Origin of the sequence: Paenibacillus sp. FSL H7-0326, from assembly GCF_001955535.1 — a bacterium.
Lineage (GTDB): Bacteria > Bacillota > Bacilli > Paenibacillales > Paenibacillaceae > Paenibacillus > Paenibacillus shunpengii.
The window spans coordinates 82,334-100,514 of the sequence record NZ_MPVN01000005.1 but is presented as its reverse complement, the minus strand read 5'-3'; the positions used below and the strand labels follow the sequence as shown (position 1 = coordinate 100,514).

Here is an 18,181-nt window from a genome sequence, read left to right as displayed (position 1 = left end):
GTTGAAGGCGGAAGAATAAATGAATGATATAGATGCAGTTATATCTAATGATAGTCAGTTACTTTGCTTAGAGTATTTATATACAGTTGAAGATTATATTACCTTGAGCATAAGAGTAAAATCAGGGGGATTCAGCGGTGAGTCTAACTTTTGTATCTCAAAAGAAAGAATAAATCTGATAATTGAGAAATTAAGAGAAATGCAAAGAAATTTATTAGGGAGTATTACTCTGGACGATTATGATTCTGATGCAAATATAATATTTAAGGTTAGCGGTTTAGGCCATTTAGTTATTACAGGTCAAATTGGAGGCAGCCATGCGGAACATATGTTGAAATTCAAATTCGTTTCAGATCAAACAATAATTAATGGACTAACAGATGTCCTCAATTCATTTTTGAGGTAATTATTTAAACTTGAAGGGTTTCTCCTAAGCAAGGGATACCATAGAAAGCTGTCTATGCTTTGGGGACTCATTGAAGCAGAAATTGAGCAACGTTCATACAATTACCTTGGATTAGAGATTGCAGAAAAGGCAGAGCATCCGGAGCGGAATGCTGGAATATGCAAATAGCTCTTTTTGCCGAAGATGCTCAAATGCCTGATTTTACGTGTGGAATTTCGGCCGTCGCACTTCACAAAGGCGTTGGAATAGCAAAGAGGGCAAGGTTTTTAGTATGCCCTCGGTATTGCCTCCAGATGAACCTCTTTTGCATCCATGGAGATCATTTGTTGAAGTTGTAGCTCAGCAGTTCGTTGATATACTGAAGTGGCATCTGTCATATCCTTTGGCTTGTTGTTTGGTGGGACTTACAACAATACAGGATTTACAGATGTTTTTCCATATTTACCCTTGTTTTCCTCGCTATCTCACTTCCTCAACCACTAATTACGGTGTCGCCCCCCCCATTATTACCCGTCTTTGGACCTTCCTTTTTCACCTAATGAGAACTTTAAAGTGTCTCTTATCTGATCCTCCAGGACTATCGGCACAATGAGGAACCCGGCTTCCTGTTTGGGCATAACAATAAATCATAGGAAATCTCGATTAGAAATTGAATCGATCATTAGGAGGGGAACAAGTGGCTTTATTTCTCCGATTCACTGACAATGACACCGGGGCGATTACGTTTACCGGAAATACGCTTGGTCTCAGCCGCTCCGATACGACAGGTGTCCCGGGAACACGGGACTTTATCGGCGCCTTTACAACGATTGACACGTCTATGCAATTCGGCAGCTATCCGCCAGGGACGACAGACGATTTTAATCTGAACAGCGCAAGTGCCATTCTCCGGCTCCCGGAGGACAGCGAAGTGCTTTATGCAGAGCTGATATGGGCAGGTACGTATGCTGTGACAAGAGGAACGAACAATTATGCGGCGTTTATTAACAAATCTGTCTCCCTTACGACTCCTCAGGGAACCACCTTCAGCATCTCTCCTGATCCCGTTACGGCACAGGAATCTCATCGCAATGCGACTGACAATTATTTTCGATCCCAGAATGTTACATCCATTATCCAACAGGGAGGGGCGGGCACTTACACGGTTGGAGGTGTAGTCGGTAACCTTGATTTAGGGAACAGCAGTGCCAACAATTGCGGGTGGACGCTGTGCGTTGTATATGAGAACTCGGCTTTACCGTTCCGCAACCTGACTCTTTATGTCGGTGATGTGGAAATTGCCTCCGGCATTCCGGAGCTGACGACGACGCTCACTGGCTTTGCCACCCCTACATCGGGTCCCATCAGCGGCAGGATGGCGCTGTGCGCACAGGATGGGGATGCGAACAAGACGGGAGACCAGGTCCTGTTTGGACCAGATGTTTCCAGCTTGACGGTACTGCAAGGACCGAATAATTACCCGAGCAACTTCTTTGCTTCCCAGATTAACGACGACAACGGGCTTCTGGACACCTCGGGCACCTTCGGAGACCGAAACCAGATTGCAGGCCAGCCTGGGAGACAGATTGTAGGCGGGAGACAGTCGTGGGATATAACGAATATTGATGTGTCGTCTACCTTAAGCAACAGCCAGACTTCTGCAGTGTTCCAGCTCCGTACAGGCGGTGATGGATATGCCGTCCTTGCCATCGGCATCTATATAGACATTAACTCCCCAAGAGTGACTGTAGATAAAACTGTTGACGCCACTCAGGCTGTTATCGGGCAGGTACTGACTTATACTGTTGTCATAGAGAACTCGGGTACAGTAACCGCGGATACCGCTTTTCTGCTTGATCAATTGCCGAATAATACAGCTTTTGTACCAGGAAGCGTGACGATCGGCGGCGATCCAGCTGAAGATGCAAATCCAGTAAGCGGTATTCCTCTTGGGGCGCTGGAGCCTGGATCAAGGATCACGGTGACGTATCAGGTACGGGTTATATCCATCCCGCCAGACGGTGTCATTGTCAATGAGGCAGTCGTCAATTTCGAATATCAGAGCGTAACAGGAGGACCGATATATGCGGGTGATATTACATCTAACGACGTCGTTACCCCGGTTCTAGCACCGTCAATTAATATCGAGAAAAGTGTTTCTCCAACGGAAGCTGAGCCTGGAGAGCGTGTACAGTATCAAATTATGATTTCGAATACGGGAGAAGTGGATCTAACGAATGTAGTCGTTACGGATTCGCTGCTGGGTCTAAGGGAGACGATTCCAAGCCTGCCTGTTGGAGCAACCACGGTGTTGTTTGACTCCTTTGTTATTCCTGCAGGAGCAGTACCTGGTGAAATGATCGCAAATACAGCAGTCGCGGCATCGGATCAGATCGGTCCGGTGAGCGATGAAGCGCTGGTCACGATCCTCGCGCCCACGCCGGGGCTTGAGCCCGCGCTTTTGATCGAGAAGAGCGTGACTCCCGAGTTTGCGGAACCAGGTCAATTGGTGGAGTATCGGATTGAGGTTATCAATGCAGGGGAAGTGGATCTGACGAATGTGGTGGTAACCGATGCGGTTCTAAGCTTGAATGAAGTCATCCCAAGTCTGCCGGTCGGAAGCAGCACCGTATTGTTCCAGCAGCTCCGTATACCGGAGGGTCTAGAGGCCAACTCCATTATAACGAATGTGGCAACGGCTGTATCGAATGAGACAGATTCGGTGAGCGATGAAGCGCTGGTCACGATCCTCGCGCCCACGCCGGGGCTTGAGCCCGCGCTTTTGATCGAGAAGAGCGTGACTCCCGAGTTTGCGGAACCAGGTCAATTGGTGGAGTATCGGATTGAGGTTATCAATGCAGGGGAAGTGGATCTGACGAATGTGGTCGTTACCGATGAACGGATCGGTCTAACCGAGATCATCCCGAGCCTGCCAATTGGAAGCAACAGAGTGCTGGTCAAATCATTCCAAATCCCTACCGGACTTGTTGCTAATTCGATCATTACGAATATCGCAAGTGCGGTATCGAATGAGCTGGGCCCAGTAAGGGATGAGGCGCTTGTGACGATCCTGCCGCCTGAATTGCCTGTCTACAAACTCGCCATTACCAAAACAGCAGATCGGCACACCACTCCTGCCGGACGAACGATACATTATCAGATTACTGTTACAAATGCAGGAGATACTGTACTTACTTCGATTCGCATTCGCGATGAGCTGCTTGACATCAATCGTACGATCCGCAGCTTGGCTCCTAATGAATCGATCATCGTTGAAGGCAGGTATGTCGTATCGTCTGAGACACCATCGCGTACCGTGATCGTTAATACGGCGTGGGCTGATGCAGCAGAAACTGGTCCGGTTTCAGCTGAGACGTCTGTCACTGTAACGGAGAGCGCAATGCTAGATGTAGAGAAAAGTGTAACACCTCGGATCATCAGCCCGGGTGACGTGCTGACATTCTGCTTCGAGGTGGTCAACATAACGGGGACACTCAGCCCTGTTGTGCTTACGAATGTGATCCTGTACGACGACCTCCCTCGAGGTACTCAGTTTATCGAAGATTCGGTCATGATTAATGACCGCCCTGTCACGACCGTGAATCCGAAACAGGGTATACCGCTTGGTTCTCTTGCTCCGGGCGAGGCAGTGGTCATCTCGTTTCGTGCACGCCAGCTGTTTGTTCCTGCCGGCGAACGGGCTGAGAATCAGGCCTATGTCATATACGAGAGGGCAGATACTGAAGAAACGGACCGCGCAGATTCGAATATCGTTGTAATTGAAGTGTCGGAGGATGATGAATAGCCCTTTGTGGAGTCAGCAAAGTGGAGCCGGATCGAACGGCTCCTTCTTTGTTTACTGTCGTTATCTTTATCAAGCGCGTTTACAGGAAGATTCCTAGACGTTCAGCTAGTTTTATTGGTAAATTCTTTTGATTGCGGTCTGGAGGCCGCATGGATTTTTTTATTCGCTGGAATGAACCATAAGCTGACCATGAGAAAATGATGATCATTTTCTGGCTCAATCTAAAAACTAGGGGCATCTTTTTCAACTTGTTAAATAACGTCGGTTGCATTCAACCCAAATACCTGCTTCACGATTTCCTCTTGCCAGTTTCGCATCGTTTTCAATATGCTGCGGACGGCAGGATGATCGATGTTCTCGCCTTGCTCCAACCAGCGTTTGAATCCCAAGCGAGCTACTTTATAATGAGGTGAAAACAACTGTTAATGTTCGATATATAGCCACAAAAAGAAGGAGTACCTTATGTCGTTTGAATTGAATATTCTAGTCCTGCAACAAGAAAATGTTGCTCCTGTTCCACTTAAATTTCCTTTTAAACTTCAAATTGAATTGAAAGAACAAGGTTTACAAGAGATATTTGGCCGTTTATGAGTTCAAGCAAAGGCGTATAGTATACAGTCGGCATTGAAGAAGACGGACTTTATAGTGCATTACCGATACTGGAATCAGACTTTGAAACTGTAGACGATAGCGATTTACCTTATTGGGTAAAAGACGAGGAAGTCAAATCAAATCTCACAACAATGAGAATCGTTGATATTTACGAGGAAAAGTTGTTTGACCTAATGAGTTACTTGATAGAGCAATCTCCACTAAAAACGATTATGCTGATGTCACGGTACCAAGGTGAAGACAAGGAAATAGTTTGTGGTGTATTTTCACTAAACGAATTTATTGATTTACATGCACAAGGGAAAGTGTTATTTAACGTTTGTTATATTATCAGAAAAGTAAAATAAAGAGGTTATGAGGCATGGTGGACGGACTTGTCACGACGGTGATGGTATCATCATGTTATGTTGTACGTTGGCGAAGAGGAAATAGAAACAGCAGACAATCATGTATTGAAAGGAGGGTATTTTATTTTTGAAAATAAGATAGTATTCATGAATGATGGAATTACAATATCTAATAAATCATCTGGCAATATATTGTCTATTGAAATAGATGGTGATCAAATAGATTGAATGACAGATTTAAGCTGGCTAGATCAATTTGACGGTTTTGAAATCATTATAAAAATTTATTCTAAATTTATGAGAAGTGAACCGAAACTAAAGAATGAAATTATTAATGATTTTGAAGAGATAATTTTACCTTTTTGGGAGAAAGAAGTGCAATGCGTCGTAGTCGGGGGGAAACCCAAGTCTTTCAATCTTGGCTTAATGGATTAGTCGCTGTGCTGATAAAGATTTATTAATAATGATCCCTTCTATAATATTTTGGAACATAGTCTTGAATTAAGAGTAAATACCAAACTGCACCCCAATGGTAGGTACGATCTACCATCGGGGTGCAGTTTTATTCATGACTGAAAATATAATCATCTGAATTTAAGATAATGAATCTGCTAAACCGTATTATCCAGCCCAGTATTGGACCGCACCAGAATCTCGTCGTAGCTTGCTTGCTCGTCTTCCTCAATTGTTTTCTTGCGGGAGAGCAGTGTTCCGACGTAACCGGCCAGAAATCCGAGTGGAATGGAGATCAGCCCCGGGGTCGAGAACGGATAGAGGGGTTCACCCGTGAAGATCGCTTTGCCGGCCTCTGGATGAATGACGTTCGGACTGACGAGTACCAGGCCCACGGACGTGACAAGACCAACCACCATGGCCCAGATGGCACCGTTGGTGTTGAATCTTTTCCAGTAGATCGTGTATAGAATAACCGGCAGATTAGCACTGGCTGCGACGGCAAACGCAAGAGAGACGAGAAAGGCGACATTCAGATTTCGCGCGACAAGCGCAAGCAGAATAGACAGAATGGAGATTCCGATGGAAGCATAACGAGCCATGTTCATCTGCTCCTTCTCCGTCGCCTGCCCCTTGCGTAAGATTTGATTGTAAAAATCATGTGAAAACGCCGTAGCCGCAGTGAGCACGAGACCCGCAACGACCGCCAGAATCGTGGCGAAGGCTACAGCAGAAATGAAAGCAAACATCATGTCCCCGCCAAGCGCCTGTGCCAGCAGCGGTGCAGCCATATTACCTGCCTGATCCTGCGCGATGATGGCGCTATTGCCTACGAATGCGGCAGCACCGAAGCCAAGGAAGATCGTCATAACATAGAAGATACCGATGACCCAGGTCGCATATACAACAGAGCTGCGCGCGGTTTTGGCGTCCTTTACGGTGAAGAAGCGGACCAAAATATGCGGGAGTCCTGCCGTTCCGAGTACAAGACCCATTGTCAGCGACAGCGTGTCGAGCCCATCCTTGTATTTGATTCCGGGATTCAGAAAGTTCTCGTTATGCGGCGTGGCAGTAGTCATATGTGAGAACATGCCGGTAATGCTGAAATCGAATTTGTAGAGTACCAGGATCGAGATAACGAAGGTTCCGCCCATGAGCAGAAAGGCCTTAACAATCTGTACCCAGCTGGTAGCATGCATCCCGCCAAAAATAACGTAAACCGTCATCAGAATGCCGACAATTATGACCGAGGTCGTAAATTCGATCCCGAGCAGCAGCTTGATCAGCGCACCCGCTCCGACCAGCTGTGCAATCATATAGAAGATGGATATGGCAATCGTATTGAAGGCGGCGAAGCCTCGAATCTTCTTCATATGGAAGCGAACGGCGATCATGTCGGCAAACGTATATTTGCCCAGATTCCGCAGCGGCTCAGCCACCAGGAACAGGACGACGAGATAAGCGACGAGGAAGCCGATGCTGTAGAAGAATCCATCAAATCCGGACAGGGCAATCATGCCCGCTATGCCAAGAAAAGAGGCAGCCGACATATAATCTCCGGCGATAGCGAGTCCATTCTGCCAGCCGGTAAGCCCTCCGCCAGCGGTGTAGAAGTCGCTTGCGGAGGTCGTTTTCTTGGAAGCCCAGTACGTGATGAGCAGTGTGGCGGCGACGATAACGAGAAACATGATAAAAGCAGCTGTATTCATAGGTCACCTCTCTTTTCCTCATCAATGATCCGATTGGACAGCTGATCAAATTTGGACGCTTTTCTGTAGTAGATCATGCAGAAAGCCCATGTCATCACAAATTGAAGAAAGGCCAGTACCCAAGCCCAGGTAATGCTGCCGATGAGCGGTGTATTCAGAATCGTCGTGTAGGAGGTGAGGATTGGCAGAGCAAAATAGAAGCAGAAGAAAAAGATCGTGAAGGGAATAATAAAGCGTTTCTTGTCTCGAAGCAGTTGTTGAAAATGAGCAGACTTAGCAATGTTAGAATATTCCTCGGGAGTACGTTTTGCCTTGGCAGGCTCGCGTTGCTGCAAGTTACTTTCCATATGCAATCCCTCGCATTCTATTAGTGTAAGCGCTTTTAAATTGGTGAAGCTTAAAGCTCAAATTCCGGAACTCATAACTCAATCCAATCATTCACCCCCTTTTTGTCAAAGGTAATAAAGGGTTTTCTGTAAAACAATGTTATTATACTACAGGCTTGTGCAGGGTAATACAACTTTTTTACATAAAAAAAGCAAGTTTCCAATGGGCAGATGGGCACATATAATGCACCCGAGATGAAAACGGGTGAACAGGAGGCTAATATATGATTCCCATGTATCCATACTACGGCAAGGAAGTGAAGTGCGAAGAAGTTTCCATTACATTCCCGCCCCAGCAGCAGGACCGCCAGCCCGGGTTTGAGTATGTGATGAACCCGCTGCCGATTGCGGACAATCCAGGGTATGTAGGAAGCGGCAAGCTCAAAGGGAAGATTGCGATCATTACAGGAGGAGATAGTGGAATCGGCAGAGCGGTGGCCATTGCTTTTGCCAAGGAAGGTGCCAGCGTCTCGATCCCTTATCTAGATGAACACCAAGATGCAGAAGATACGAAACGAATGGTGGAGGCCTATGGTGGGAGCTGTCTTCTGCTTCCCGGCGATCTTAGAAATGAGGGACACTGCCGGGCAGTCGTGAACGAAACCGCGAACTGCTTCGGCAGGCTGGATATTCTTGTTATTAATCAGGCCGTACAATTCCCGCAGGAATGCATCACTTCGATTAAGGCACAGCAGCTGGATGATACGTTCCGGACGAACATTTACCCCAGCTTTTTTCTGACACAGGAAGCACTGAAGTATTTGAAGCCGGGGAGCTCCATCATCTCGACAACCTCGGTTACGGCCTATGCAGGCAATCCGCTCCTGCTTGATTATTCCTCTACCAAGGGAGCGATGGTATCGTTCACACGGTCCTTGTCTGAGCAGCTGGTCGGCTGTGGCATTCGCGTCAATGCGGTTGCCCCGGGTCCGATATGGACACCGCTTCAGCCAGCGAGCTATCCGGCAGAGTACATCAAGACGCTGGGAGCAGATACGCCGATGAAGCGTGCCGGTCAGCCCTTTGAGCTGGCACCCACTTACGTCTATTTGGCCTCAGACGACTCCAGCTATGTTACAGGCCAGGTTCTGCATGTAAACGGAGGGACGATGGTGGGCTCCTAGTCATGTAACAAATTTATATCGTAAAGATCAGGATTCTACCTAGAGAGAGCTTGGGCTGTCATTCCTTATCTAAATCAAAGTAGTTTGTTCGTTGTTACTTGAATATAGCTATACCCTTCAGGATTTCATGGAAGTAGTACATCCAGTTTTTTTCGGACTTTGACGGAGCTTGGGCTGTTGTATTGGTTTCTGTTCCAAGGGTGCTGTCAGCCGGCTCGCCATCCACATTTATCGTAGAATTTTGTTGACGGTTCTCGTTGTCTATCATAGGGATCACAACCTTTCTTGATATCTATTTTATCGGGTGGATTGCATTATTGGCATATCAATATTAAGGTATATATAGAGTAATGCTTTATGAATGGAATGAATTAGGAGAGGTTTGATTTACAAATGAAAATAGATCGTGTGGACATGTCTATCCTGACCGAGCTTCAGAAGGATGCGCGTCTGTCTATGAGAGAGCTGGGAAGGCTGGTTAATTTGTCTGCACCCTCGGTAACAGAGAGGGTCAAACGAATGGAGGAGCAGGGACTCATTGAGGGCTATACCATACAGGTCAATCGCAAGAAGCTTGGCTTTACGATGGACTGCCTTATCGAAGTGACGCTGCAGCACGGAGACCATAAGCGCTTCAAGCCATTGATCGAGAGTTATCCGACGGTGCTGTCCTGTTACCGGATTGCAGGCAAGTCATGCTATATGGTGCTGCTTACCGTCAGCCAGCTGGATGAGATTGAGGAGTTCATTGATGCGATATCGACGTATGCCAATACGCTGACGCATGTTATTTTTTCAGAAGTTAAAGTGAATACGTCACTTGAGCAGCATACACCTTTACTGCCGGAGGCTTAACCAAAAAGGACAATCCAATCAATCATTTGGGTTGTCCTTTCGCTTATGCTTTCGTTTATTGAACTGTTTTTTGTGCTACATCATTTACGATATCACGGAGCTTGACCTGTGCAAGCTGGTCCTCCATAGCCCTTTGTGCAGCAGTAAAGATGGGCTCAATACTCCCTTGAATGCTGCGACCTACCTCGCATGCGGGATTGGGGGAATCATGAAGTGAGAACAGGGCATTCTCGTTGACGGCGTGAACCGCGTGATAGATATCTAGCAGCGTAATATCGGAAATGTCTTTTTTAAGCTTTGCACCTGCGACCCCGGGTCTGACCTCCACAAGTCCGGCTTTATTCAACATCCCCATAATTCTGCGGATCACGACGGGATTCGTTCCTACGCTTGCAGCAATGAATTCGGATGTATTTACACCTTCCTTATTGTAGTGCAGCAGTGTCAATATATGAATGCCTACAGAGAATCGGCTGGTAATCATAAACGGATAACTCCTTTGTACGATCTTATATAAGAAGTATACATGAGTATATTATAACAGCAAGCCGTACTAGTCATTTCATAACTTAGGATTTTAAAGGACGATATGGATTCAGTTCATTATACAAAAAAATGGAGAAGCCTTAGGAACGGCATCTCCATTCTTCATTATATAGAGTCATTAGCTTTGTTCAGCTACGACTGTAAAACGCTTCTGCTTATGCTTGGCCGCTTCAATCTCATCCACGAGCGCTACTGCATAATCCGCATAACTGATATAGCTGTTGCCCTGGCTGTTTAGGATCAGGTTGTCTTGTCCTATTTGATAAGAACCGGTTCTTGCACCTTCTGGATCAAAGAATGCAGCAGGGCTGATAAAGGTCCAGTCTACACCTTCGGATGCTTTCAGGTCCTCAAGGTTTCTCGCTTGATTGCTAGCGGTTGGCTTGTAAGCATCCGGAAAATCGGGTGTATCGACAAGTTGCGTTGTTTTCTGTTCATCTACGTAGAGGCTGCCTGCACCTCCGACTACAATAAGACGAATATGGGTATTACTTAGCAGGCGGATAAGAGCCTGCCCTGCTTCCACATGAAGATGCTCTTGACCTGGAGCTGCGCCAAAAGCGTTAACGATAACGTCCAGGCCTTGTACATCTTCAGCAGTAATATGAAACACATCTTTCTCAATGACAGGAAATTCAGAGACTTTACTTGCATCACGGACAATGGCGGTGACGTTATGACCACGGCTTGCGGCTTCCTTTGCGATGAGTCTTCCTGCCTTGCCGCTTGCTCCAATAACTCCAATGTTCATATATCATTCTCCTCCTATAATGGGTTTGTTCTTGGGATTAGTAATGATTTGTATATAATCCTGTAACTATATCAGTTACAATAACATGTAATCATTATAGTTACAAGTGTAAGTTGTTGTCAACAACTTCAAGAACTGCAAATTAACATTGCCCGAATACTTCACTGCTATACTGTCTACGGCTTGCTCAGAGCTTCATCATTTAAGTAGAGCTTACCCGAAGCGGTACGATTTTAAATGTAGGATTAGATCATGAAGGAGGAGATTCATATATCGGGCTTGGGAGCACGACTATGGGAGGTCTTTACAACCGCATTAAAGCTCGGACTCACTTCATTTGGAGGTCCGGTTGCTCACCTCGGCTACTTTCACAATGAATATGTCATGCGGAGAAAATGGATTGATGAACGTACCTACGCAGATCTGGTTGCGTTAAGCCACTTCCTGCCGGGTCCGGCCAGCAGCCAGGTTGGAATGGGTGTAGGTATGATGAGGGCAGGTGTACTCGGCGGGATTATAGCTTGGCTTGGTTTTACGCTGCCTTCTGTCATTGCCTTGTTTATTGCGGCTTCCTTATTGCAGCAGGCTGGCATCGTCGAGATCGGCTGGATGCATGGACTCAAGATTGTTGCTGTTGCGATTGTGGCACATGCCGTCTGGAATATGGGGAAAAGCCTTGCACCGGATCGGAGTAGAATGACTATTGCCGTGCTTGCCTGTGTCCTGGTCGTAATATGGCCTTCCGCTATCACGCAGGTTCTACTCATTATTGCCGCAGGACTTACAGGCATCTACTTGTATCGGGGGGCACAAGAGAAAAGCATCACATCAGTGGAGAACGTTCCGATTGGAAAAGGATTCGGTATCTCCTGTCTTGTGCTATTCTTTCTACTCCTCTTTGGATTGCCACTACTGAGTGAAATGACCGGCTCATCCTGGATCGCTTATTTTGACAGCTTCTACCGAGCGGGTGCTCTCGTATTCGGTGGAGGGCATGTCGTCCTTCCCATGCTGGAGAGAGAGCTGGTTCCGTCAGGATTGATTGATGCTGACTTCTTCCTGGCAGGTTATGGCCTTACTCAGGCAGTTCCAGGCCCGCTCTTTACGTTTGCTTCTTATCTGGGAACCATTATGGAGGGCGCACTCGGCGCGGTAATATTCACCGTAGCCATATTTCTCCCAGGTGCCTTGCTGATTATGGGAGCGATTCCTTTTTGGCAGCAGCTTAGAGGGAGAAATGAAATACAAGGTGCGCTGAAAGGCGTGAATGCCGCCGTTGTCGGACTATTGCTTGCCGCCTTTTATGATCCGGTATTTACCTCAGCTGTCCGCGGTCCATATGATTTTGTACATGCGCTCGTCCTGTTTGTCATGCTGGTCTGGTGGAAGCTGCCGCCATGGATCATCGTGCTGCTCGGATTATTTAGTGGAATGGCTTTGTATCCATCGGTATAATACAATCAAAATAGATTATTATACAACGAATTATGGGATAAAGGAGCCTTGAGATCAGGATGAGGATTACGGGACGAATGGTTATTAATCTTTTGCTCTTTGTGGTCGCTTTTGCAGGGATCAATACGTATATCGGCTGGAACATTTATCTGTTCCTTACGCAGTATTTTGAGGCAGTTTCTCCGTTATGGCTGGGTCTCATTATGACCATTGTTGCACTTGGCTATGGAATTGGTCGGATCAAATGGCTTGGACATGCAGGGCGGTTCATTAAAGTGCTGGGTTCATTTTATTTCGCGCTGCTGGAGTTCTTCATCATCGTGCTCCCCATTGCGGACATTGCCGGCTGGATCAGCCATTTGGCAGGGGTAGAATCGGCAGTATATATCCCGGTTATCGGCTGGCTGGTAGTGGGACTGCTTGTTCTGTTCCTTGTCGCAGGTTCCTATAACGCATGGAGTCCTATTGTACGGCAGCATGAGATTTCTATTCACAAAAAGAAACCAGGAGGTCAGCCTGGAACGTACCGCATTGCCGTTGCTTCGGATATCCATTTGGGCAACATCGTTGGAAATCGTCACCTCGGCAGACTCGTATCCATTATGAATGAAATGAAGCCGGATCTTATTCTGCTTGCCGGAGATGTGCTGGACGATTCAATCGAGCCGTTCCTCAGGAACAAGATGTCAGAAGGAATGAAGAAGCTGAAGGCGAAGCATGGAGTGTATGCTGTTCTCGGCAATCATGAGTATTATGGCGGACACGTTGATCAGTATGTAGAAGAAATGGGGCTGCTCGGCATTCGAGTTCTGCAGGATGAGACGGTAACGACGGCGGGAGGAGCCCTTCAGATTGCCGGAAGAAAGGATCTTACTGCGGAGAAGACGGATCCGAAGAAACGCCTCCCTGTAGCCGATCTGCTGGAGCCGCTGAATCATGAACAGCCGATTATTCTGCTGGATCATCAGCCGTATGCATTTGAGAAGGCTGCTGAAGCGGGGGCCGATCTGCTGCTGTGCGGACACACCCACCGAGGACAATTTGCGCCCAACCATTGGATTACCAAGCGATTGTTTGAGCTGGACTGGGGTTATATGCTGAAGGATAAAATGCATGTGATTGTGTCGTCCGGCTTCGGTTCCTGGGGACCACCCATTCGAATTGCCAGCCGTTCCGAAATCATTCAGATTGAGCTGAAATTAGAAGGTTAATGGATTTACTTATACCTTATCATTAAGACGCAGGTGTCATGATATTCATGATGCCTGTGTTTTTTACTGCTTTCCAAATAAAAGAAGAAATTAACATCTACATCACATCGTTATGTAAAAGGTGCAATGCGATAATACTTTAACCTAATAAACTAATAAAACGAGCTTGAGAGAGGAAATCAGAGAATTCTATAGATAATAGAAGTGATAAATTATTTTTATTTATCAAATAAATTTAGTCTATGTTAAAAATGTCGATTTTTGTTGGAAAAAGGCTTGATTTTAAATCCATCCTGCTTTACTATCAGAAAAACTAAATTCGTACCTATTCACTAAAAAAGTATCGTAAATAGACTCAAAAATATCTAAAACTATATGTAATTAGGAAATGTAGTGAGAAAACGAGTCGAAAAAGGAGCACCTAATGTGACTGAAGAAGAACATCAGCGGGCAATGTACTCCGGTCTTGATGATCTGGATCGCGGTATTGTTGGATTTCTGCAAGAGAATGCCCGTATACCCTTTACCCAAATTGCCAAGGAGTTAAACGTTACAGAGAAGACAGTTCGGCTGCGGGTCCAGCAGATGCAGGATGAAGGTGTCCTGAGCTTAGTAGGGATCGTCAATCCGGTAAAAGCCGGTATCCGAACCGAAACACTGATCTTTATCGCTGTAGAGGATCAAATGATGGAGGAAGTCACAGAAGCACTTCACGATATGCCTGAGGTCAGGCTGATGCTTCTGATTACCGGTGAATATCAGCTGATGCTTCAAGTGTTCACGAAGGACACCGATGAATTCTCCGAATTTTTAATGAAAAAGCTGAATAAAGTCAAAGGCATTACTCGTACCAATGTCATCATGGAGCTCAAGGTTCTCAAATCGAAGTTGAAGTTCGTTCGCTAGAGCTTCATCTTTTTAACCCTCAGTGCATATTTATGCACGTTATTCATTCCGATCTGTCCCTAATTAGGGGATTGGTTATAAATTTATTCTATAGAAAAGTGAGGTCATGAAGATGTTTACGAAAAAAATGAACAAACTCTTATCATCCGCAGTACTAAGCAGCTTGCTTGTGCTAACTGCATGCGGCGGCGGCGGTGGCGGAGAAACAGCAACAGATGCAGGTGGTGCCGGCAGCTCTACTACAGGACAAAAGGTGCTTAACATTGGTCTGAAGGCGGATCCTCCAAGTCTTGACCCAATGTCATCCTCTTCGCTATATGACCGCCAAGTACAGAACAGTATTTATGACAAGCTGTTTGATGTAAATGCGGACGGCGAAGTGGTACCGATGCTCGTATCGGAATATACGGTTTCTGAAGATGGTCTTACGTATACTTTAACGCTTCATGACGGTATCACTTTCCAGGATGGAAGCGAGTTTAATGCAGAGGCGGTTAAATTCAACCTTGAGCGCTATAAGCAGGAAGGCTCGAAGCGGATCAGCGAGTTGAATCCCATTGATACGGTTGAAGCAACAGATGAGTTAACGGTAGTGATTACACTTAAGGAGCCATTTGCTCCATTCTTGTCGGTATTATCCGATCGTTCCGGTATGATGGTATCTCCGGCAGCGGTTGAGAAGCATGGCGATAACTATGTTAAGAATCCGGTAGGAACGGGTCCATATGCCTTCGTTGAGCAGGTCAGCGGTGACCACGTGACTTTGAAGAAGAATGAGAACTATTGGAAGAATGAAGTGAAGATCGACGAAGTGAACTACAAAGTGTTCACGAACACGAGTGCGGCGGTACAGAACCTTCGCTCCGGCGTTGTCGATATAATTGATGAGATTCCGGTAAAAGAAATTCCAACCGTGGAAAGTGACCCGAACCTGACGGTCGTTGCCCAAGCAAACATGGGCTTCCAAGGGATCCATTTGAATAACACCGTAGGCGATCTGCAGAACAAATATCTGCGTCAGGCTGTTGATCTGGCTCTTGATCGGGAAGCGATTGTCAAAGTATTGTTCGACGGATACGGTGCACCGGCACATACACCATTTGCACCAGGCAGCCTTGCTTACAACGAAGAGCAGGACAAGTCTCCGGCAGTAGATGCAGCCAAAGTTCAGGAGCTGCTTGAAAAAGGCGGCAAGCCGGATGGCTTCAGCTTCAAAATGCAAATTTCTACAACGACAGAGAATGAGCAGTTTGGTGCCGTCATCCAGAACATGCTGAAGGCACACAAGATCAACGTTGAGCTTGAGAAAGTCGAGTACGGTACGATGCTGGAGAATGGCGACAGCGGTAACTTCGAAGCGATGCAACTGGGCTGGTCTGGCCGGATCGACCCGGATCAGAACGTGTATGACTTCCTGGTAACGGGCATGCCGAACAACCAAGGCCGTATTTCTGAGCCTGAGCTTGATGAAGTATTGATTGCCGCTCGTGCGGAGCAGGACACAGCGAAGCGTGCAGAGCTGTACCAGCAGGCGATGGATATCGTTCATGAGAACGGAAGCTATATCTACATCTATCATAACTACGATAAATTCGGTGTATCAAACAAAGTACAGGGCTTTACCTACATTCCTGACGGCATCATTCGTACAGCGAACCTGGATATTCAATAACAGTGGAGAGAAAAGGAATATAGGATGTTTAGCATCTCACCTCTAAAGCCTATAATCCCTTTCTCAGTCTGCAAAATAACACTCTAACACAACAAGAAAGCGGAATTCAAATTTCGCTTTCTTGTGTCATTGATAATGGATTTTTGTCAAATAAACAAAATTGGGAGAGAGAGCTCATGATGTTTGTATTAAAGCGTATTTTACTCGCGATCCCCATTCTGTTCTTGGTGTCGATCATGACGTTCTCCTTGATCCATCTCATACCGGGCGATCCAGCCCGAGTCATTCTGGGTCAAGAGGCTACACCGGAGGCACTCGCGAGCTTGAGAGCCGAGCTTGGCCTCGACAAGCCGATTGTACAGCAGTATTTTACATGGCTTGGCAATGTGCTTCAGGGAGATTTGGGGACATCGATTACAGACCATGTACCTGTAAGTGAACTCATTGCACAGCGGCTGCCTGCCACGATACAGCTGACGATCGGAAGCTTTATCGTTGCGCTGCTGATCGCAGTACCCGCGGGGATTCTTGCCGCAGTTAAACGTAACACGTGGATCGACTATCTCAGTTCATTTGGAGCGCTTGGCGGCATGAGTATTCCGAGTTTCTGGCTCGCCATGATGCTCATTATTTATTTTACCGTTGAAAACAACTGGCTTCCTTCATCGGGATACGTTCCTTTTTCCGTCGACTGGAAGGCCAATTTATTAGCACTTATTCTTCCTTGTATTGCAACAGGACTTAGAGAATCGGCTGAACTGATGCGGATGCTTCGTTCCTCACTCGTTGAGGTCGTTAATATGGATTTTGTCCGTACGGCCAAGGCCAAAGGTCTCAATGAATGGGCAACGATATTCAAGCACGTGCTGAGAAATGCCTTGATCCCTGTCGTGACAAGCTCCGGTATTCTTATAGCTGGACTCATCGGCGGTCTAGTCATCACCGAGTCCATCTTCTCGATCCCCGGCTTCGGCCGACTGATCGTAGAATCTGTGTTCAAACGTGACTATGTAACGGTACAGGGCGCGATTCTCGTATCGGCGCTTCTCGTCGTCGTAATCAACATCATCGTGGATCTGCTCTATGCGGTCATTGATCCTCGTATCAAATCAGGTAAGGGGGCATAGACGGATGAAAAAGTTCAAAAAGTTCTTTAAATCCGGACTTGGTGTCCTAGGAACACTCATTATTCTTGTCCTTATTATAACGGCTGTATTTGCAAGCTCTATTGCTCCATATGATCCGAATATGCAGGATTATAACAAGATTCTGCAAGAGCCAAGCAGTGAACATCTGTTCGGTACGGATGATCTGGGCCGGGATATCTTCTCCCGTGTCGTATACGGAGCACAGATTTCTATTAAAGCAGCCTTGATGTCTGTAGCCATTGCCGTCTGCATCGGGGTACCGATTGGACTGCTCACCGGTTATTACCGGGGGTTCTGGGATGAGTGGGTCGTGATGCGGATTGTCGATTCGTTTCAAGCCTTTCCGTTTCTCATTCTGGCACTCGCACTCTCGGCGGTTCTTGGAGCCGGCTTCGGTAATGCGATGCTGGCCATCGGTATCGGCTTTGCGCCTACCTTTGTACGGATTACGAGAGGACAGGTGCTTAGTCTCCGTAACATGGAGTATGTGCATGCAGCCAAATCCGTGGGGGCGAAGGACGGACGTATTATCTTCGGTCATATTTTACCCAATGCACTGGGGCCCATCATTATTCAGGCGACCTTGACGATGGCGAGTGGAATCCTGGCTGAAGCTTCTCTGTCTTATCTGGGACTGGGTGTGCAGCCGCCGACGCCGTCTTGGGGAAGCATGCTGAATCAGGCACAGAGCCTGATGAGTGTAGCGCCTTACGCAACATTGTATCCGGGTCTGGCGATCTTCGTCGTTGTACTTGGATTTAACTTGCTTGGTGATGGATTGCAGCAGTTCCTGAATCCACGCGCAAGGAAATAGAA

The 18,181-nt window shown here is 46.7% G+C and carries 18 protein-coding genes; 12 read left to right on the top strand and 6 right to left on the bottom strand.

Features of this window, described 5'->3' with window-relative positions:
- The first annotated feature begins 19 nt into the window (after positions 1 to 19).
- On the top strand, positions 20 to 406 hold the full coding sequence (locus BK126_RS21990; RefSeq protein ID WP_076314692.1) for a WapI family immunity protein: 387 nt from the start codon (positions 20 to 22) through the stop codon (positions 404 to 406).
- A gap of 101 nt (positions 407 to 507) precedes the next feature.
- Here BK126_RS21990 and BK126_RS30290 read toward each other — a convergent pair whose 3' ends face one another.
- Positions 508 to 639, bottom strand: a complete 132-nt coding sequence (locus BK126_RS30290) for a hypothetical protein (protein WP_083656082.1) — start codon at positions 637 to 639, stop codon at positions 508 to 510.
- 443 nt (positions 640 to 1,082) lie between these two features.
- Between BK126_RS30290 and BK126_RS21980 the strand changes: the two genes are divergently transcribed.
- The 3 genes from BK126_RS21980 to BK126_RS21965 all read left to right on the top strand — a co-directional run bounded on the left by BK126_RS21980 (position 1,083) and on the right by BK126_RS21965 (position 5,584).
- Positions 1,083 to 4,190 (top strand): DUF11 domain-containing protein, encoded by a 3,108-nt coding sequence (locus BK126_RS21980; protein WP_076314691.1) that lies wholly within the window; start codon positions 1,083 to 1,085, stop codon positions 4,188 to 4,190.
- A gap of 462 nt (positions 4,191 to 4,652) precedes the next feature.
- Positions 4,653 to 4,781, top strand: coding sequence for a hypothetical protein (locus BK126_RS30015; protein WP_256702989.1), 129 nt, complete (start codon positions 4,653 to 4,655; stop codon positions 4,779 to 4,781).
- Positions 4,782 to 5,377: 596 nt separating this feature from the next.
- Positions 5,378 to 5,584: a hypothetical protein gene (locus BK126_RS21965; RefSeq protein ID WP_076314690.1), complete on the top strand. Its 207-nt coding sequence runs from the start codon at positions 5,378 to 5,380 to the stop codon at positions 5,582 to 5,584.
- A gap of 176 nt (positions 5,585 to 5,760) precedes the next feature.
- Here BK126_RS21965 and BK126_RS21960 read toward each other — a convergent pair whose 3' ends face one another.
- Positions 5,761 to 7,311 (bottom strand): solute symporter family protein, encoded by a 1,551-nt coding sequence (locus BK126_RS21960; protein WP_076314689.1) that lies wholly within the window; start codon positions 7,309 to 7,311, stop codon positions 5,761 to 5,763.
- Positions 7,308 to 7,658 (bottom strand): DUF485 domain-containing protein, encoded by a 351-nt coding sequence (locus BK126_RS21955; protein WP_076314688.1) that lies wholly within the window; start codon positions 7,656 to 7,658, stop codon positions 7,308 to 7,310. The genes BK126_RS21960 and BK126_RS21955 overlap by 4 nt, the downstream gene beginning before the upstream one ends.
- Positions 7,659 to 7,921: 263 nt before the next feature.
- Between BK126_RS21955 and BK126_RS21950 the strand changes: the two genes are divergently transcribed.
- Positions 7,922 to 8,821 carry an SDR family oxidoreductase gene (locus BK126_RS21950; protein WP_076314687.1) on the top strand — a complete coding sequence of 300 codons (900 nt, stop codon included), beginning with the start codon at positions 7,922 to 7,924 and terminating at the stop codon, positions 8,819 to 8,821.
- 94 nt (positions 8,822 to 8,915) lie between these two features.
- Here BK126_RS21950 and BK126_RS29520 read toward each other — a convergent pair whose 3' ends face one another.
- Positions 8,916 to 9,089 carry a hypothetical protein gene (locus tag BK126_RS29520; RefSeq protein WP_179085584.1) on the bottom strand — a complete coding sequence of 58 codons (174 nt, stop codon included), beginning with the start codon at positions 9,087 to 9,089 and terminating at the stop codon, positions 8,916 to 8,918.
- Between the two features lie 125 nt (positions 9,090 to 9,214).
- On the opposite strand from BK126_RS29520, the gene BK126_RS21945 reads away from it, so the two are divergent.
- A complete protein-coding gene (locus BK126_RS21945; protein ID WP_076314686.1) occupies positions 9,215 to 9,676 on the top strand; it encodes an Lrp/AsnC family transcriptional regulator in 462 nt (153 codons plus the stop codon).
- 55 nt (positions 9,677 to 9,731) lie between these two features.
- Here the strand turns inward: BK126_RS21945 and BK126_RS21940 are convergent, their stop codons facing one another.
- Both BK126_RS21940 and BK126_RS21935 read right to left on the bottom strand, forming a co-directional pair.
- The gene (locus BK126_RS21940; protein ID WP_076314685.1) at positions 9,732 to 10,160 is read right to left on the bottom strand and encodes an Rrf2 family transcriptional regulator; all 429 of its coding nucleotides are present in this window, start codon (positions 10,158 to 10,160) and stop codon (positions 9,732 to 9,734) included.
- A gap of 180 nt (positions 10,161 to 10,340) precedes the next feature.
- The gene (locus BK126_RS21935) at positions 10,341 to 10,973 is read right to left on the bottom strand and encodes an NAD(P)-dependent oxidoreductase (RefSeq protein WP_076314684.1); all 633 of its coding nucleotides are present in this window, start codon (positions 10,971 to 10,973) and stop codon (positions 10,341 to 10,343) included.
- A 252-nt stretch (positions 10,974 to 11,225) separates the two neighbouring features.
- Here BK126_RS21935 and BK126_RS21930 point away from each other — a divergent pair, with 252 nt between their 5' ends.
- The 6 genes from BK126_RS21930 to BK126_RS21905 all read left to right on the top strand — a co-directional run bounded on the left by BK126_RS21930 (position 11,226) and on the right by BK126_RS21905 (position 18,179).
- Positions 11,226 to 12,428 carry a chromate transporter gene (locus BK126_RS21930; RefSeq protein ID WP_076314683.1) on the top strand — a complete coding sequence of 401 codons (1,203 nt, stop codon included), beginning with the start codon at positions 11,226 to 11,228 and terminating at the stop codon, positions 12,426 to 12,428.
- Positions 12,429 to 12,487: 59 nt separating this feature from the next.
- Positions 12,488 to 13,639 (top strand): metallophosphoesterase, encoded by a 1,152-nt coding sequence (locus tag BK126_RS21925; RefSeq protein WP_076314682.1) that lies wholly within the window; start codon positions 12,488 to 12,490, stop codon positions 13,637 to 13,639.
- Between the two features lie 426 nt (positions 13,640 to 14,065).
- A complete protein-coding gene (locus tag BK126_RS21920; protein ID WP_256209789.1) occupies positions 14,066 to 14,545 on the top strand; it encodes an Lrp/AsnC family transcriptional regulator in 480 nt (159 codons plus the stop codon).
- A gap of 112 nt (positions 14,546 to 14,657) precedes the next feature.
- Entirely contained in the window at positions 14,658 to 16,217 is a 1,560-nt protein-coding gene (locus BK126_RS21915; RefSeq protein ID WP_076314681.1) for an ABC transporter substrate-binding protein, read from the top strand.
- A 176-nt stretch (positions 16,218 to 16,393) separates the two neighbouring features.
- Positions 16,394 to 17,344, top strand: coding sequence for an ABC transporter permease (locus BK126_RS21910; RefSeq protein WP_047911556.1), 951 nt, complete (start codon positions 16,394 to 16,396; stop codon positions 17,342 to 17,344).
- A gap of 4 nt (positions 17,345 to 17,348) precedes the next feature.
- Positions 17,349 to 18,179 carry an ABC transporter permease gene (locus BK126_RS21905; protein WP_076314680.1) on the top strand — a complete coding sequence of 277 codons (831 nt, stop codon included), beginning with the start codon at positions 17,349 to 17,351 and terminating at the stop codon, positions 18,177 to 18,179.
- The last annotated feature ends 2 nt before the right edge of the window (positions 18,180 to 18,181 follow it).

Excerpts from the sequence above, each read along its gene's own strand:
- BK126_RS21990 (WP_076314692.1), top strand. The coding sequence starts at position 20 with ATGAATGATATAGATGCAGTTATATCTAATGATAGTCAGTTACTTTGC.
- BK126_RS21940 (WP_076314685.1), bottom strand. The coding sequence starts at position 10,160 with ATGATTACCAGCCGATTCTCTGTAGGCATTCATATATTGACACTGCTG.
- BK126_RS21925 (WP_076314682.1), top strand. The coding sequence starts at position 12,488 with ATGAGGATTACGGGACGAATGGTTATTAATCTTTTGCTCTTTGTGGTC.
- BK126_RS21935 (WP_076314684.1), bottom strand. The coding sequence starts at position 10,973 with ATGAACATTGGAGTTATTGGAGCAAGCGGCAAGGCAGGAAGACTCATC.
- BK126_RS21965 (WP_076314690.1), top strand. The coding sequence starts at position 5,378 with ATGACAGATTTAAGCTGGCTAGATCAATTTGACGGTTTTGAAATCATT.
- BK126_RS21950 (WP_076314687.1), top strand. The coding sequence starts at position 7,922 with ATGATTCCCATGTATCCATACTACGGCAAGGAAGTGAAGTGCGAAGAA.
- BK126_RS21955 (WP_076314688.1), bottom strand. The coding sequence starts at position 7,658 with ATGGAAAGTAACTTGCAGCAACGCGAGCCTGCCAAGGCAAAACGTACT.
- BK126_RS30015 (WP_256702989.1), top strand. The coding sequence starts at position 4,653 with ATGTCGTTTGAATTGAATATTCTAGTCCTGCAACAAGAAAATGTTGCT.
- BK126_RS21910 (WP_047911556.1), top strand. The coding sequence starts at position 16,394 with ATGATGTTTGTATTAAAGCGTATTTTACTCGCGATCCCCATTCTGTTC.
- BK126_RS21960 (WP_076314689.1), bottom strand. The coding sequence starts at position 7,311 with ATGAATACAGCTGCTTTTATCATGTTTCTCGTTATCGTCGCCGCCACA.
- BK126_RS21915 (WP_076314681.1), top strand. The coding sequence starts at position 14,658 with ATGTTTACGAAAAAAATGAACAAACTCTTATCATCCGCAGTACTAAGC.
- BK126_RS21930 (WP_076314683.1), top strand. The coding sequence starts at position 11,226 with ATGAAGGAGGAGATTCATATATCGGGCTTGGGAGCACGACTATGGGAG.
- BK126_RS29520 (WP_179085584.1), bottom strand. The coding sequence starts at position 9,089 with ATGATAGACAACGAGAACCGTCAACAAAATTCTACGATAAATGTGGAT.
- BK126_RS21905 (WP_076314680.1), top strand. The coding sequence starts at position 17,349 with ATGAAAAAGTTCAAAAAGTTCTTTAAATCCGGACTTGGTGTCCTAGGA.
- BK126_RS21945 (WP_076314686.1), top strand. The coding sequence starts at position 9,215 with ATGAAAATAGATCGTGTGGACATGTCTATCCTGACCGAGCTTCAGAAG.